16 protein-coding genes are annotated in these 15,517 nt (G+C 36.7%); 8 read left to right on the top strand and 8 right to left on the bottom strand.

Annotated elements, in window-relative coordinates:
• Nucleotides 1-81: 81 nt before the first annotated feature.
• Both V8G61_RS10145 and V8G61_RS10150 read left to right on the top strand, forming a co-directional pair.
• Complete coding sequence (locus V8G61_RS10145; RefSeq protein WP_394875538.1) at nt 82-1,086, top strand: type IX secretion system membrane protein PorP/SprF; 1,005 nt, start codon at nt 82-84, stop codon at nt 1,084-1,086.
• A 14-nt stretch (nt 1,087-1,100) separates the two neighbouring features.
• On the top strand, nt 1,101-1,616 hold the full coding sequence (locus tag V8G61_RS10150) for a gamma carbonic anhydrase family protein (RefSeq protein WP_394875540.1): 516 nt from the start codon (nt 1,101-1,103) through the stop codon (nt 1,614-1,616).
• A gap of 17 nt (nt 1,617-1,633) precedes the next feature.
• On the opposite strand, the gene murI is transcribed toward V8G61_RS10150, so the two are convergent.
• From murI to V8G61_RS10190, 8 genes are all read right to left on the bottom strand, one after another.
• Nucleotides 1,634-2,413 (bottom strand): glutamate racemase, encoded by a 780-nt coding sequence (gene murI, locus V8G61_RS10155; RefSeq protein ID WP_394875541.1) that lies wholly within the window; start codon nt 2,411-2,413, stop codon nt 1,634-1,636.
• 68 nt (nt 2,414-2,481) lie between these two features.
• A complete protein-coding gene (locus tag V8G61_RS10160) occupies nt 2,482-2,988 on the bottom strand; it encodes an OmpH family outer membrane protein (protein WP_394875542.1) in 507 nt (168 codons plus the stop codon).
• A 24-nt stretch (nt 2,989-3,012) separates the two neighbouring features.
• Nucleotides 3,013-4,038 carry an OmpH family outer membrane protein gene (locus V8G61_RS10165; RefSeq protein WP_394875543.1) on the bottom strand — a complete coding sequence of 342 codons (1,026 nt, stop codon included), beginning with the start codon at nt 4,036-4,038 and terminating at the stop codon, nt 3,013-3,015.
• A 166-nt stretch (nt 4,039-4,204) separates the two neighbouring features.
• Complete coding sequence (bamA, locus tag V8G61_RS10170) at nt 4,205-6,853, bottom strand: outer membrane protein assembly factor BamA (RefSeq protein ID WP_394875544.1); 2,649 nt, start codon at nt 6,851-6,853, stop codon at nt 4,205-4,207.
• Complete coding sequence (locus tag V8G61_RS10175; RefSeq protein WP_394875545.1) at nt 6,786-7,526, bottom strand: isoprenyl transferase; 741 nt, start codon at nt 7,524-7,526, stop codon at nt 6,786-6,788. The genes bamA and V8G61_RS10175 overlap by 68 nt, the downstream gene beginning before the upstream one ends.
• A 1-nt stretch (nt 7,527) precedes the next feature.
• Nucleotides 7,528-8,214, bottom strand: a complete 687-nt coding sequence (locus tag V8G61_RS10180) for a DUF6089 family protein (RefSeq protein ID WP_394875547.1) — start codon at nt 8,212-8,214, stop codon at nt 7,528-7,530.
• Between the two features lie 103 nt (nt 8,215-8,317).
• Nucleotides 8,318-9,202, bottom strand: coding sequence for an NAD kinase (locus V8G61_RS10185; RefSeq protein WP_394875772.1), 885 nt, complete (start codon nt 9,200-9,202; stop codon nt 8,318-8,320).
• A 2-nt stretch (nt 9,203-9,204) separates the two neighbouring features.
• Nucleotides 9,205-9,864, bottom strand: a complete 660-nt coding sequence (locus tag V8G61_RS10190; protein WP_394875548.1) for an acetoin utilization protein acuB — start codon at nt 9,862-9,864, stop codon at nt 9,205-9,207.
• 87 nt (nt 9,865-9,951) lie between these two features.
• On the opposite strand from V8G61_RS10190, the gene V8G61_RS10195 reads away from it, so the two are divergent.
• The 6 genes from V8G61_RS10195 (at nt 9,952) to clpX (ending at nt 15,464) form a co-directional block, all read left to right on the top strand.
• Nucleotides 9,952-10,665, top strand: a complete 714-nt coding sequence (locus V8G61_RS10195; RefSeq protein WP_394875549.1) for a pyridoxine 5'-phosphate synthase — start codon at nt 9,952-9,954, stop codon at nt 10,663-10,665.
• Nucleotides 10,665-11,429 carry an alpha/beta fold hydrolase gene (locus V8G61_RS10200; RefSeq protein ID WP_394875550.1) on the top strand — a complete coding sequence of 255 codons (765 nt, stop codon included), beginning with the start codon at nt 10,665-10,667 and terminating at the stop codon, nt 11,427-11,429. Before V8G61_RS10195 ends, V8G61_RS10200 begins: the two co-directional genes overlap by 1 nt.
• 38 nt (nt 11,430-11,467) lie before the next feature.
• Entirely contained in the window at nt 11,468-11,815 is a 348-nt protein-coding gene (locus tag V8G61_RS10205; protein WP_394875551.1) for a phage holin family protein, read from the top strand.
• 194 nt (nt 11,816-12,009) lie between these two features.
• The gene (gene tig / locus V8G61_RS10210; protein WP_394875552.1) at nt 12,010-13,338 is read left to right on the top strand and encodes a trigger factor; all 1,329 of its coding nucleotides are present in this window, start codon (nt 12,010-12,012) and stop codon (nt 13,336-13,338) included.
• A gap of 144 nt (nt 13,339-13,482) precedes the next feature.
• Nucleotides 13,483-14,157, top strand: a complete 675-nt coding sequence (gene clpP, locus V8G61_RS10215; protein WP_394875553.1) for an ATP-dependent Clp endopeptidase proteolytic subunit ClpP — start codon at nt 13,483-13,485, stop codon at nt 14,155-14,157.
• A 74-nt stretch (nt 14,158-14,231) separates the two neighbouring features.
• Entirely contained in the window at nt 14,232-15,464 is a 1,233-nt protein-coding gene (clpX, locus tag V8G61_RS10220; RefSeq protein ID WP_394875554.1) for an ATP-dependent Clp protease ATP-binding subunit ClpX, read from the top strand.
• Nucleotides 15,465-15,517: the final 53 nt, after the last annotated feature.

Genomic DNA, 15,517 nt, shown 5'->3' on the forward strand with positions numbered 1-15,517 from the left:
AACAAATAAAAATACATCTTAGTTACGATAAATTAAGATGTTCACGTTTATAATATCCCCGGCTTATCTTATAGAGAATTTATGAAATTGTATCATTACTTTTTTGTTTTGCTTTTCGCCTTCATGTCAAAAGTATCCGTAGCTCAAGAAGGTTTGCCTATTTACACCGACTATTTAACTGATAATTATTACCTGATCCATCCTTCAATGGCTGGCGTAGCTAATTGCTCTAAAGTAAGATTAACCGCCAGGCAACAATGGTTTGGACAAAGCGATGCGCCTAAACTGTTAACCTTAAGTGCGAATGGCCGGATTGGTGATTCTTCTTCTGGTGTTGGTGCCATAGCTTTTGCTGATCAGAATGGGTATCATACCCAAACGGGCGCGTATTTTACTTATGCGCATCATTTGATGTTTTCCCGTTCGGAGGTAGATCTGAATATGTTATCCTTTGGTTTAAGTGCCGGATTTATTCAATACAAATTGGATGAAAGTACTTTTTTATTTGATGGTCCCGATCCTATCATAAGTGGTGGTATTGAAAGTGCCACAAATTTTAATGTAGACTTTGGGTTTTCCTATCAATTTTTGGATTTTTATGCACATGGTACTATTAAAAATCTTCTCAATAACTCGGGTGTCAATAACGATATTGAGATTACAAGTAATTTAAGACGTTACTTGTTATCAGTAGGGGGTGTTTTTTCGAAATATGGAAGTGAGTGGAGTTATGAGCCGTCTCTAATGTTTCAATACAAAGATGGTACACAGGAAGCACTTTTGGATATTAACGGAAAAGTTTATAAGAGTGTTGAATTTGGGTCTATTTGGGGAGGGTTATCTTATAGAACCAGTTTAGATGGAGCAGAATATTTAACCAATAATAATACGGTAAGCAGCCAAAAGTTGCAGCAAATTTCGCCTATTCTCGGAGTGAATTATAAAAACTTCATGTTTGCTTATACCTACACATATCAAACCAATTCGCTGGTGTTTACCAATGGTGGTTTTCATCAGTTTACATTAGGATTTAACTTTAATTGTCGCCGCGAGCGTTACGACTGTAATTGTCCTGCTGTTAATTAAAAACACCTTTTTTTATGCCTTTAATTAAGCCTGTAAATGGGGTGTCCCCTCAAATTCCAGCCGATTGTTTTATTGCTGACAACGCTACTATTGTGGGTGATGTTGTTTTTGGAGAAGCCTGTAGTGTGTGGTTTAATGCGGTTATTCGTGGTGATGTACATTACATTAAAATAGGTGATAAAGTAAATATTCAGGATGGCGCCGTAATTCATGCAACCTATAAAACAGCTCCCACCAATATAGGGAATAATGTATCTATCGGTCATAATGCGATTGTTCATGGTTGTACTATTAAAGATAATGTTCTGATTGGGATGGGGAGTATCGTTATGGATAATTGTGTTGTTGAAAGTCACAGTATTATTGCTGCAGGCGCCGTGGTTACTAAAAACACTCATGTGGAAGCGGGCAGTATTTATGCCGGTGTACCGGCCAAAAAGGTAAAGTCCATTAGTCCAGAACTGATTTCCGGTGAAATTGATCGCATAGCGAATAATTACGTTAAATACTCGGGCTGGTTTAAGTCTTAATCAGCCGGAATTTATCTTTAAAAATTCAGATATTCTGCCTTAAATGCATCTCCTAGAAAGGATTGCATAACCTTAGGATCGATATTTGAATAGAACTCAAGTTTTGGTGTGCTTATCGTCGAATTTAGTAAATTATGACCTTCTAAAACAGCTTTGGTTTGTTTGGCAACCGCTTTTCCGGAATCAATAATTTTTATGTGTTTTGGCAATAAATCTTTGAGAATCGGTATAAGATAAGGATAATGGGTGCAGCCTAGCACCAAATAATCAATTTGAGCTTTAAGCATGGGTTCTAAATAGATTTGCAGTAATTCCCTCATGGCCTTACTATGTATTTGACCACTTTCTATAAGTTCTACAAGGCCTTCACCATTCTGTTCAATCACAGTTTTGCCATTGGCGAAGAGTTCAGAAGTTTTCGAGAACAGAGCGCTGGACAGGGTTCCTTTTGTCGCTAAAATGCCAATTGCATTATTCTTTGTCTGCAAAGCGGCAGGCTTTATAGCAGGTTCGATCCCTATAAAAGGCACCTCGTAATGTTGTCGTAGATATGTGATAGCATTGGTCGTGGCAGTATTGCAAGCCACTACAATAAGTTTACAACCTTTGGACAAAAGAAGTTCCGTGTTTTTTACACTTAGCTCAATGATCGCTTCTTTACCTTTGGGTCCATAGGGGGCATTTTTGCTATCAGCAAGGTATATGGTATTTTCATGAGGTAATAACTGGTGAATTTCCTTCCAAATAGAAGTGCCACCAATCCCTGAATCAAAAATACCTATTGGTTGTTTACTCATCGTATAACAAAAATAAAAAGCCGCTCTTTAAAAAGCGGCTTTTTATGATTTTTATTTCGAGGTATCGATTAAATACCTAATTCTTTTTTAACATCGCCTAGCAAGTCTTTACCATTGGAAACGATAATAACTCCAACACTGGAATCTAGAACATAATCGAATCCTTGAGCCGCAGCAACTTTATCGATCGCAGCTTTAGCTTTTTCAGTGATAGGCTTCATTAAATCACGTTCTTTTTGCTGAAGATCTTTTTGAGCATCGGCCTGAAATTGCTGTAAACGTTGTTGTTTTTCTTGAATTTCCTGACTTCTTTTAGCATTTTCTTCTTCAGTTTTAGTAGGTGCTTCAGACTCGTATTGTTTTAATAGGTTTTGAAACTCCGTTACTGAGCTTTGCATATCCGTTTGATAGGTTTTGCTCAAGGTTTGTAATTCAGCTTGAGCCGATTTAGTTTCAGGCATAGCTTGAATTAATTCCTGAGTATTTATATGGGCAATCTTGCTTTGTGCTTGTGCAAAACTTAAGGTGCCTAAACATAACGCAGTTGCAAATAAAATAGTTTTGAATTGTTTCATTTTTAAATAGTATTAAGTGTGTTATTAATTTTTGTTTTGAATGCTGTCTTTAGCTTTTTGTCTTTCTTCTAATATTTTCTTTTTTCTTTCTTCTAGTTCTTTAATTCTCGCCCGTCTTTGTTCCAATTTTTTTTGTCTATTTTCTTCTATGAGCTGAGCTCTTGTTTTAGTTTCTTCCGGCTGAGCTTCTTTTTCTTTTGTTTCTGTATTTTTTCCAGTGGAATTAATACTGTCCGTTACCGTTTCAACTTGTTGATTGCGTTCTGCTAATTTTGCTTGTTTTGCTTTTTCACGTTCTTCCAGTATTTTCTGCCGTTTTTCTTCAGCCGCTTTTACTCTGGCTTCTCTTTCCTCTAAACGTTTTTGTCTGGCTTTTTCAATAGCGCTTTCTCGTTCTTCCTGTTTTTCTTCAGCTGCTTTTTCACGGGCCTCCAATTCACGATTGATTACGGGAACGATATCTTCGGCTTCTGCTGATTTACGTTCCGATTTTGATGTGGCCTGCTGGCGCTTCGACGCTCGTGTGATGCTACGTAAAACCATATCACTAATATCTAGTTGATTGGCGACGTATATCATTCCTCCATTCGCTTTATCCAAAACAATATCAAATTTTCGGCTCGCTACAATGGTTTGTACTGCCGCGAAAATCTGGTCTTGAATGGGCTGCATCAACTGTTTTTTCTGAATGAATAAATCACCATTCGGACCAAAACGCTTTTGTTGATAATCTAAAATTTCGTTTTCTTCAAAATCCAGATCTTCTTCACGTTCTTTGGCCAATTCATTTGTTAATAAAGCTTTTTCATTACTTAAATTGATGCGTTTTTGCTTTAAAGCATTAAGTTTTTCGGCAATTTCAATTTTCCATTTATCAGCTTTAGTATTTAATTGCACCATGGCTTCTTGGTATTCGGGAACATTTTCTAAAATGTATTCCGAATCAATGTAAGCAATACTTACACCACGTTGGGCATTTACCCCAAAGCTGAGTAGAAAAAACAATGTCATTATTAAAAGAACGTTCTGTTTCATCTGTGTAATTTTCATAATTTATGGCTTTATAAATTCTAAAAACGACAGATGATTTCAATTATTTCTGCCCCTCCTTTGAATTGCGTTTTCAAAATTAACGAATTTTAATCTTAAAAATTTTAATTCAGGTGAAATCATCACAGTATTGTTAGAAAATATCGTGCCAAAAATTTTTTAATCATTAAAATTGTTGTCCAATGATAAAGTGTGTTTCCCAACCATTTGAACCGCTAAGTCCTGGTAAATTATCAAAACCATAACCAAAATCAATACCTAAAAGTCCGAAGGCCGGCATAAAAATACGAACTCCTAAACCGGTAGATCGTTTTAAGTTAAAGGGATCAAAATCTCTAAAACTGTTAAACGAATTACCACCCTCTAAAAAGGCTAAACCATATATTTTGGCAGAGGCTTTTAACGTAATTGGATAACGTAATTCTAATGAGAACTTATTATAGATGGCACCACCATCCTGATTCGATAATGATTGATTAGGATAACCACGCAACTGGATCACCTCTCTACCATCTAGTGAGAAATTACCTAAACCATCACCACCCACAAAAAAGCGTTCAAAAGGAATAATACCTCTGTCGTTATTATAAGCGCCTAAAAAACCAAATTCTATACTTGGTCGTAATACCAAATCTTTAACAATTTGAGTGTACCAATCTGCTTTGAAATTAATCTTATAGAATTCCAACCATTTGTAACGTTCCTGATCGATCTCAGCGATTCGGCCACTAGCGCCCTGTCTTTGAACATTCGTCGAGTTTACATCATTAATGATAGCCTGGTTATCGTCTCTTTCACTTTTTAAGCCTGCATAATCTACCTGATTGAGCAAAGAATAAGGTGGTGATAATTTTGCCTTAATGCTAAAATTCGAACCGCCTGTTGGATAAATAGGGTCTACACTGGTATTATTCCGTGTAAGACCAATGGTGTATGAAAAGTTGTTAGAATAACCATCGCCGAAAGTAAATAATCCGGTGTTGTAATTGTTTAGATCGTAACGTTGAAATCCTAATGCCTGGGATAACACAAAATAGTCATCGGGAGCACTTAAACGCTTAGCTAATCCAAAAGTAATTCCGGTAATGTTAAAACTTTTACTTTTGTCGGCATTACGTGTTAAAGGATTCCATAAAAATTGTTTGGTATGTGATATTGATGTAGAAAACTGTACTGGACGTTTACCGCCTAACCAAGGTTCAGAAAATGAAAAACTATATGTTTGGAAGAATCGGCTGGCCTGAAGGCGAAGTGCTAATTTTTGCCCATCACCCATAGGAATTGGTTTGTAGGCATCCTTTTTAAAGATATCTTTTATCGCAAAGTTGTTAAATGATAAACCTAAAGTACCAATAAAGCCACCACCACCGTAACCACCTTGCAATTCAATTTGGCTCGATCCTGTTTCCTTAACCGAATACTCCATATCGATGGTACCTTCTACAGGATTGGGGTTATTAAAGTTTGGCGCTATTTCCTGAGCGTCAAAAAAGCCTAATTGTCCAAGTTCACGAACAGTACGTACCACATTGGCTTTACTGTAAAGTTCCCCAGGACGTGTTCTCAATTCACGGTAAATAACATGGTCGTTGGTTTTATCATTCCCTACCACAGAAACCCTGTTGAAATAAGCAGGTTTTCCTTCAGTGATACGTATCTCCATATCAATAATATTATTATCGGCACTGGTTTCAACGGCGTTAATGGTCGAAAATAAATAACCGCTGTTTTGGTAGAGGTTTGTTATATCGTTGGCATCTGGTTTTGAATTATCTGCAATACGCTTCGCCAGAGCCACACCATTATAGGTATCTCCTTCTTTAATACGAAGAATACGATTTAAAAGAGCATCAGTGTAAGCTGTGTTTCCAATAAAACTAATGTCACCAAAAGTATATTTATTACCTTCCTCAAGTTTGATATTGACACTCACGGTTCTGTCGTTATTATAAATAAGACTATCCGACAAAATACGTGCGTCTCGAAAACCATTTTCCTTATACTTATCGATGATGCTTTCCAGATCTTCCTTGTAATCTGCTTCAATATATTTGGAACGTTTAAAAATACGGATTGGATTTATTTGCTTCGTATTTTTCATGCTTTTACGAAGTTTCTTACCACTTAAAACTTCATTTCCAATAAAGGTAATGTCCTTTACTTTTACCTTTTCACCCTTATCAATATTAATAACCATATTCACGCGACTCGTTGGTATAGAATCTTTTACTTCGATGGTATTAATATGAACCTTAGTATTTAAAAATCCATCTTTTTTATATTTACTGGTAAGATAGTTTTTAGTGGTTGTAATAAGGTTTTCGGTAACCTTTGTGCCTTTGTCTAATTTGTTTTCTTTAATGATGTCTTCAAATTTAGACTTTTTAACACCGTTAATTTTGAGTTCATTTAACTGCGGAAGATCGGATAATCTAATTTCCAGATAGGCCACATTACCTTCAGTATTTATAAGGTAAATATCAATATCATTAAAGAGCTTGGATTTCCATAATTTCTTGATGGCATCACTAATTTGTTCTCCCGGAATGGTAATTTCTTCGCCCTTACGTAAACCGGAATAAGCTATAATGGTTTGCTCGCTAAAACTGGTGTTTCCTTTTACAGTGATTTCGCCAAGAGTGAATTTATTGCCATTGGGATTTAAATCCTGAGCTTGAGCAATATAACTGCATGCTAATAGAATAAATGTTAGGCAGTATTTGAGGTATGTTTTAAAAGGTATAGTATTAGCTAATCTGCTCACTTGTTTTCCCAAATCTTCGTTCTCTTTGTTGATATTCAATAATAGCTTCATACAAATGCTGTTTCGTAAAATCAGGCCAAAGCACATTTGTAAAATATAATTCGGCATAAGCAATTTGCCAGAGCAAAAAATTGCTTATTCGCTGTTCGCCGCTAGTTCTAATCAGCAAATCTACATCTGGTAAATTTCGCGTGTAAAGATGCTCATTAATAATTGATTCATCAATTTTTTTTGGCGAAATTATATTATTTTTAACTTTAATACTAATTTCTTTAACAGTGTTTATTAATTCTTCTCGCGAACCGTAGCTTAGTGCTAGGGTCAGGGTCATTTTATCATTGTCTTTTGTTTTCTCTATAACCTCGGTTAACTCATTGAAGACTTTTTTTGGTAAGGTTTTTAAATTTCCAATGGCCTTTAATCGAATTTCATTTTCCTGAAGATTTTTTATTTCTTTTTTTAAGGATGACACCAAAAGCTTCATTAAAGTTTCAACTTCCATTTTAGGACGGTTCCAGTTTTCGGTTGAAAAGGCATAAAGTGTAATATTAGGGATGCCTAATTCGCCGGAAGCTTCCACAACTTCGCGCACGGCTTTAGCTCCATTTTCATGCCCAAAAACGCGCATCATACCTTTTTGTTTTGCCCAGCGCCCGTTGCCATCCATAATAATGGCCAGATGTTGTGGTAAATTTTCAGTATTGATACGTTCTTTTAAATCCATTTTATTGATGACAGTAACATGGGTTTTCCCCAAAAGTATAGGTTATTGTAATTCCGGAAAATACATACCAGTCATTATTATTAATATTTCCGAAGCGGTATTGTTGGAAAGCAGCATCATTAGGGTTACTGCCATCCAGAGCATCTGTAAATGTATATCGGGCTCCAACTTCAACACCAATTACGAAGTTACCCAAAAAATTGGTCTTCACACCCAATGTCATGGGAATTCCGTACGACCAGGTCTTAGAGTTTAAAGGTGTTTGAGCACCGTTCAAATAATAGTATTCATCAAATCGAAAAGCACTTAGTCCCGAATATAAATAAGGCGTTATCATGGGGTAACCAGAATGCAAATCAAAATCAATAAAGGTGAATTCCAAGCCGGCAGAAACTTCAAGTAGATTACTTTCAAAGTCATAATTCCTTTGTATACGGCGCGGATCATCCGACTTACTGTCAAAAGTTTCAACATCGGAATAAATTACTGAAAGACGCCAGGAATGTCTGGAGCTAATATTTAGTTTATACATTAAACCCAGAGCCAAATTATTCGGGCTGATGTAATTTGTTGCTCCCACATCAGTAATAAGATTACTACCTCCAGCAAATACCCCAATTTCATGAATTTGAGAGAAACTCAGCTGTAAACTTAGGAAGCTTATAATTAAAATCGTTGACTGCCTCATAGATATTAAAAAGTTTGCAAATATAACAAATATGCCGAGCCCATAACAATCTGAGCTCGATTGTATGGATTAAAACAGGATTTATGTTAATTTATTGTTTTGATTAGTTTCGGTTGTCTTCGCCCCAAAGGAGTTTCTTCCTTAGAGTTACAAGAAAACTTTCGTTCAGAAGGTCAATCATCTTGATTTTGAAATCAGCCTTTTTAAGGGTGATGATCGTACCATTTTCTAAAGTTGCAATCCTGGAATCTAAAGAGATTAAATGACTATTTTCTCTGCCATCCACTTTGAGTTGAATTACGGTAGAATCGGGTATCGCCAAAGGGCGTGCACTTAGGTTGTGCGGGGCAATTGGGGTAAGCACAAAGGTATTGGTGCCCGGAGTAATCACAGGGCCTCCACAACTTAATGAATAGCCGGTAGAGCCTGTTGGTGTTGATACAATTAGGCCATCACTCCAATAAGTTGTTAAATATTCGCCATCTAAAAAGGTTTCTACATTAATCATCGAGGTGGTATTTTTTCTGCTTACAGCCACTTCGTTCAAGGCAAAATTTAAAGCTGAAACGTCTTTATTTCCGGAGGAGGTTTCTACGGAGAGTAAACTGCGTTCCGAAATACGGTATTTTCCAGCGATGATGTCTTTAAAGGCATTTTCAATTTCATTCACCGAAACGGTTGCTAAAAATCCGAGACGTCCGGTATTAATGCCAATTATGGGAATATCTTTATCTTTCACGAAGGTAATGGCACGCAAAATAGTACCATCACCACCCACACTTACTAATAGATCAAAGCTATTATCAAGGGTGTCAAAAGTTTTTAGGGAAAAGTAATCTTTGCTGTTTTGAGATTCGTTTATGATCAATTTCAGGAATTCGGTCTCAATGTAGGCATCAATGTCATTATTCAACAAATAATGAAACAGTGTTTCAACCGACTCCGTTGTGGTGGCATTGTAAAATCGACCAAATACAGCAACTTTCATCATTATATATCCAGATATTTTTTTAAATAGTTCGACCGTTCTTTTAAACTTTCAACATAACTGTCCTCATCATGATCTGAAACGATGATATAAGAGTATCGCCGAAAGGTTTGAATGATATCACTCAGGGTCGTCTGTCCAATTTTTAAAGTAATTTGAACCAGATCAGTATTCATATGAGAAATAAAAGCCCCTAATAGTTTACCATCATTTGATTCTACAATCTGGCTGATCTCACTAAAAGAATAATCATTTATGCCTTTTTCAACAACTAAAATACCACCGGCTTCAGAGAAAAAAGGTGATTCGCTAAACAACCCGATAATATCATTAAGCTCATAATATCCTAGGTAATCATTATGGCCATTTAATACGGGCATAATATTGGCGTTGTTTACAGCAAAAGCTTCCAGAATATCTAGCCAGGGTGTAGTGTCCCGAACATAGAAATCTTCTAACGAATACAGAAACTCCTTGATTGGTTTATCGCCTTCAAAGCAATGAGCGTCTGTTTCGAAAAACGATCCTATAAAAACACCGCTCTCATTCTGGATGGGAATGTGCGAATATGTCAGCTGATTGAAAAGCTGTTGCAATTCACCCATATTACTCTCTACCGAGATGGGTTTGATGTCATTAATGATGTAATTCGAAAGTGTCATTTGTCTTGAAAACTTGTATTGCAAATTAATCAAAAAAATAGCAAAAACGGCCTTCTAGTTTGTATTTTTGCGTTTAAATTAATGATGATGACAAAGTTAAGTGTAAATATCAACAAGATAGCTACATTGCGGAATTCTCGAGGTGGCGATGTGCCAAATGTGGTTCAATTTGCTAAAGACGCCCAACGTTTTGGGGCGCAAGGAATTACTATTCATCCGAGACCGGACGAACGCCATATTCGCTATCAGGATGCACGAGATTTAAAACCGGAAGTCTATACCGAGTTCAATATTGAAGGAAACCCTGTTGATAAATTTGTAGATCTGGTTTTAGAAGTAAAACCAACACAGGTTACATTGGTGCCCGATGCCGTAGATGCTATAACCAGTAATGCCGGTTGGGATACCATTAAACACAAGGATTTTTTGGTGGAAGTGATTAAGGAATTCCAAAAAAATGGTATTCGTACCTCTATTTTTGTTGATCCTGTTTTAAAGCAGATTGAAGGCGCTCAGGCAACAGGAACTGACAGGATTGAGTTGTATACCGAATCGTTTGCTCATCAATATAGTCTGGGAAATAAAGATGGTGTGAAACCTTATGTTGAAGCTGCTGAACTTGCCGGTAAATTAGGATTGGGCATTAATGCCGGGCATGATCTTTCCTTAGAGAACATCAAGTTTTTCAAATCACAAATACCAAATTTATTGGAAGTGTCTATAGGGCATGCACTTATCGCCGAAAGTTTGTATCTAGGCGTGGAGAATGTGATTCAAATGTATTTACAAAAATTGAAGTAATGGAATTATACTCGAATATAATTGGAGAAGGAAAACCATTTATTATTCTACATGGTTTCTTAGGAATGGGAGACAATTGGAAAACTCTTGGTAAAGAATTCAGCGAGGCCGGATTTCAGGTGCATCTCGTTGATCAGCGGAATCACGGGCGTAGTTCCTGGAGTGATACTTTTAATTATGAAGTAATGGCCGAGGACCTCAAGGGCTATTGCGATAAAAACAATATAAAGGATATGGTATTGATGGGGCATTCCATGGGCGGGAAAACAGCCATGTTATTTGCAACGCTTTATTCGGAATATATTGATAAACTGATTATTGCGGATATATCGCCGCGATTTTATCCGGTACACCACGATGCTATATTGAACGGCCTCAGTGCTCTGGATTTTGATGCGATAGAAAGCCGAGGTGAAGCCGATGAAGCTTTGAGTGCTTATATTAAAGATGTCGGGATACGTCAATTCTTACTCAAAAATTTATATTGGAAGGAAAAAGGACGCTTGGACTTGCGCATGAATTTAGAGGTGTTAGACAGGGAAGTGGCTGAGGTTGGAGAAGCCTTACCATCCTATGCGACCTATAATAAGGACACCTTATTTTTGCGAGGCGATCGTTCCGAATATATTGGTGTTGATGATGAAGCCAACATTAAAAACTATTTTCCAAAAGCGGTTATAGAAACAATTCCGAATGCCGGGCATTGGCTGCATGCGGAAAATCCGGAAGCTTTTTACGACGCCGTAATGTCGTTTATTAAATAGTTTTTGTAATTTTAAGAACATACAAATCAAATTAGTTCATGAAACTCCTTATCAGATTATTACTCAATGCTATAATTGTTTTTGCCCTTGCCAACCTTTTAAGTGGTGTCACTCTTGATGGTTACGGTACTGCTGTTATTGTAGCGCTTGTCCTTTCTATTCTTAATTTATTAGTAAAACCCATTCTGGTGATATTCACCTTACCCATAACAGTTCTAACACTTGGTCTTTTTCTTTTGGTAATTAATGCGCTTATTATTTTAATTGCCGACAATTTGATCCAGGGCTTTGCCGTGAACAGCTTCTGGACAGCCTTGTTATTCAGTATACTACTATCTATTTTTCAATCCATTTTATATTCTACGCTTAAAGAAGAGAAGGGATAATCTTGGATATTTTTATGATATCCGGTATTCTTTTTTGCTTATTATGGCATCATTAAAAAGGGTCAGGGAAATCCCATAAAATCAACTATTTAAAAACTTTGTTGCGATGTAAAAATGTATTATTTTTGCATCCCAATTTTTGGCTATTCAGGTAGTCGTTTGTTAAATACCTAAAAGGTTTATATCATTAAAGCATGAATATTACAAGAGAAAACGTAGATGCGTTAAACGCCGTAGTGAAAGTGGATATCGCTAAAGAAGATTACAGCGATAAGGTGGAGAAAATATTATCAGATTACCGCAAAACCGCTAATATTCCCGGTTTCAGAAAAGGGCATGTGCCTATGGGAATGGTTAAAAAGCAATATGGAAAAGCGGTATTGGTAGATGAGGTTAACAAGCTATTGCAGGATGCTCTTAACAAATATCTAACCGAAGAAAAATTAGATGTTCTTGGGCAACCACTTCCAAAACAACAGGATAATATCGACTGGAATGGTGATGGTTTTACCTTTGAATTCGAATTAGGTCTGGCGCCTGAATTTGAGGTGAAGCTAAAAAGTAAAAAACCAATCACACATTATCATATCATTGCCGATGATAAAATGATCAACGAGCAAGTAGAGAATATGCAGAAGCAGTACGGAAAACTGGTACCTGAACAAGAAGTTCAAAAAGAAAGTGAGATTACCGGAACCTTCGTAAATGAAGAACGTGACATTGAAAATAAAGTAACTTTAACCTTGGATAAATTCAAAGGTAAGGCTACGGCTAAAAATTTTATCGGTGCTAAGGTTGGCGATACTATTGAATTAAAAACAAAAGGTCTTTATGAAGATGACCACGAATTGATGCATGCCTTAAAATTAAGTCATGATGAGGTTCATGGATTGGATATTCTGGTTACTTTTACTATTTCAGAGATCAACAAAAGAGAATTAGCAGACCTGGATCAGGAGCTTTTCGATAAGTTGTTTGGTAAAGATGTCGTGAAGACTGTTTCAGAACTTAAAGAAAAGATCAAGGAAGATGCCGAGAAACAATTCGTTCAACAATCTGATCAAAAGTTATTGAACGACGTAACAGAGTATTTAGTTGAAAACACTAAGTTCGATCTTCCAGCTGAGTTCTTAACAAAATGGTTACAAACTGCTGGTGAAAATGAAATGGATATCGAGCAGGCGAAAGAAGAATATGAAAAATCAGAAAAGAGTTTACGTTATCAGTTGATCGAAGGTAAACTGATCGAGGAGAATGATATCAAGGTGACTATGGAAGATATCAAGGGTCACGCCAGAAAAATGATCAAAGCTCAAATGGCACAATTTGGCCAGATGAACCCTTCTGATAAAGAACTGGATGATATCGCAGCGCGTGTATTGTCAAATCAAGATGAAGCACGTCGTATTTCCGAGCAATTGATAAGCCAGAAACTACTCGAACTGTATAAAGAAAAAGCAAACATTAAGGAAAAGGAATTGAGTTACGAAAAGTTTGTTAAAGAAGTTTACGGTGACAAGTAAGTAAATAATAATTCACTATATTTAGGGCGTTTAAATCGTAGAGGTTTAAACGCTTTTTTATTCTCAAATCAACTGCAAAACCACAGGGCTTTCAACAGTTTTTTTAGAATCAATTATTAATTTAAATTTTAGAGTAAACAAACGATGGATTACGCAAAAGAGTTTGAAAAATTCGCCATAAAAGACCAGGGTATTAGCAGTACATACTACAATAAGATCATCAGTAGTATGTATCCTACTAGCTTAACTCCCAACATTATAGAAGAGCGCCAGATGAACATTGCGGTGTTCGATGTATTTTCAAGATTAATGATGGACCGTATCATTTTCTTAGGTACAGGTATTAACGACCAGGTAGCTAACATAGTTCAGGCTCAGCTATTATTCCTTGAAAGTACAGATGCTTCAAAAGACATCCAGATCTATATCAATTCTCCGGGAGGAAGCGTTTATGCAGGTTTGGGTATTTACGATACCATGCAGTTCATTAAACCTGATGTGGCTACTATTTGTACCGGAATGGCAGCCTCCATGGGAGCTGTATTGTTATGTGCCGGACAAAAAGGAAAACGTAGTGGTTTAACCCATTCTAGAGTTATGATCCACCAGCCTTTAGGGGGTGCCCAGGGTCAAGCCAGTGATATTGAAATCACGGCCCGTGAGATCATCACTTTGAAAGAAGAACTATACAAAATTATCAGTAAACATTCAGGTCAGGAGTACGACAAAGTGTATGAAGATAGTGATCGTGATTATTGGATGAAAGCTGATAAAGCGAAAGAATATGGGATGATCGACGAGATTTTAACCCGTAATTAAAGAAAAAGTTGTAATTTTAACTAATTGCTATACACGTATTTATGTGAATACGCTCTCAAAATTAGAATAGATTAATGGCAAAAGAAGAATTAGAATGTTCGTTTTGCGGTCGTAAAAAACCGGAAACAAATTTATTAATAGCTGGCCTCGATGCGCACATTTGTGATCGCTGTATCGAACAGGCTCACGGTATTGTTATTGAAGAATCTAAGCAAAGCGACAGCAGTGATTTGTCGGCAGAGCTTAAATTGCGAAAACCAATACAAATTAAAGAATTCCTGGACGAATATATCATCGGACAAAATGATACCAAAAAGGTTATGTCCGTTGCTGTTTATAACCACTACAAACGCTTGTTACAAAAGCCTTCAGGTGACGATATTGAAATTCAAAAGAGTAATATCATTATGGTGGGGCAAACCGGAACAGGTAAAACCTTAATTGCCAAAACTATAGCAAAAATGCTAAACGTTCCTTTGGCCATTGTTGATGCTACCGTTCTAACAGAAGCCGGATATGTAGGTGAAGATGTTGAAAGTATTTTAACCAGACTTTTGCAGGCTGCAGATTATAATCTAGAAAAGGCTGAAAAGGGGATTGTTTTTATTGATGAAATTGATAAGATTGCGCGTAAAAGCGATAATCCATCTATTACCAGAGATGTTTCCGGTGAAGGTGTGCAGCAAGCTTTGCTGAAACTTTTGGAAGGAACTGTAGTGAATGTACCACCAAAGGGCGGGCGAAAACACCCGGATCAAAAGTTTATAGAAGTTAATACTGAAAATATTTTATTTATTGCCGGAGGGGCCTTTGATGGAATTGATCGTGTGATCTCTAAACGCTTGAATATGCAGGCTGTTGGCTATAGCGCCTCAATGTCTGACGACGGTGTGGATCATTCCAATTTGCTACAATATATCATTCCAAAAGACCTAAAAGATTTCGGACTTATTCCAGAGATCATTGGGCGATTACCGGTGTTAACACACATGAATCCGCTGGATGAGAAAACTCTAAGAGCTATTCTCACGGAACCTAAAAATGCGATCATCAAACAGTATAAGAAATTATTCTTAATGGATGATATTGAATTTTCCATTACTGATGGTGCTCTGGATTTTATTGTAAATAAGGCCGTCGAATATAAATTAGGTGCCCGTGGATTACGTTCGCTTTGCGAAGAAATCCTAACCGATGCGATGTTCGATTTACCGAGTAGCGATGAGAAAAAACTTAACGTTACCAAACCTTACGCTGAAGATAAATTAACGAAAACGACCTTGAAGAAACTTAAGGCAGTATCATAAAAAATAACATACTCTGAATAAAAAAAACCACCCGAAAAGGTGGTTTTTTTATT

Origin of the sequence: Gaetbulibacter sp. M240 (genome assembly GCF_043876815.1) — a bacterium.
Taxonomy (GTDB): domain Bacteria; phylum Bacteroidota; class Bacteroidia; order Flavobacteriales; family Flavobacteriaceae; genus Gaetbulibacter_A.

Excerpts from the sequence above, each read along its gene's own strand:
- V8G61_RS10175 (WP_394875545.1), bottom strand. The coding sequence starts at position 7,526 with ATGGATTTAAAAGAACGTATCAATACTGAAAATTTACCACAACATCTG.
- bamA (WP_394875544.1), bottom strand. The coding sequence starts at position 6,853 with ATGAAGCTATTATTGAATATCAACAAAGAGAACGAAGATTTGGGAAAA.
- V8G61_RS10165 (WP_394875543.1), bottom strand. The coding sequence starts at position 4,038 with ATGAAAATTACACAGATGAAACAGAACGTTCTTTTAATAATGACATTG.
- clpP (WP_394875553.1), top strand. The coding sequence starts at position 13,483 with ATGGATTACGCAAAAGAGTTTGAAAAATTCGCCATAAAAGACCAGGGT.
- murI (WP_394875541.1), bottom strand. The coding sequence starts at position 2,413 with ATGAGTAAACAACCAATAGGTATTTTTGATTCAGGGATTGGTGGCACT.
- V8G61_RS10185 (WP_394875772.1), bottom strand. The coding sequence starts at position 9,202 with ATGAAAGTTGCTGTATTTGGTCGATTTTACAATGCCACCACAACGGAG.
- V8G61_RS10180 (WP_394875547.1), bottom strand. The coding sequence starts at position 8,214 with ATGAGGCAGTCAACGATTTTAATTATAAGCTTCCTAAGTTTACAGCTG.
- V8G61_RS10205 (WP_394875551.1), top strand. The coding sequence starts at position 11,468 with ATGAAACTCCTTATCAGATTATTACTCAATGCTATAATTGTTTTTGCC.
- V8G61_RS10195 (WP_394875549.1), top strand. The coding sequence starts at position 9,952 with ATGACAAAGTTAAGTGTAAATATCAACAAGATAGCTACATTGCGGAAT.
- V8G61_RS10200 (WP_394875550.1), top strand. The coding sequence starts at position 10,665 with ATGGAATTATACTCGAATATAATTGGAGAAGGAAAACCATTTATTATT.
- V8G61_RS10150 (WP_394875540.1), top strand. The coding sequence starts at position 1,101 with ATGCCTTTAATTAAGCCTGTAAATGGGGTGTCCCCTCAAATTCCAGCC.
- V8G61_RS10190 (WP_394875548.1), bottom strand. The coding sequence starts at position 9,864 with ATGACACTTTCGAATTACATCATTAATGACATCAAACCCATCTCGGTA.
- clpX (WP_394875554.1), top strand. The coding sequence starts at position 14,232 with ATGGCAAAAGAAGAATTAGAATGTTCGTTTTGCGGTCGTAAAAAACCG.
- V8G61_RS10145 (WP_394875538.1), top strand. The coding sequence starts at position 82 with ATGAAATTGTATCATTACTTTTTTGTTTTGCTTTTCGCCTTCATGTCA.
- tig (WP_394875552.1), top strand. The coding sequence starts at position 12,010 with ATGAATATTACAAGAGAAAACGTAGATGCGTTAAACGCCGTAGTGAAA.
- V8G61_RS10160 (WP_394875542.1), bottom strand. The coding sequence starts at position 2,988 with ATGAAACAATTCAAAACTATTTTATTTGCAACTGCGTTATGTTTAGGC.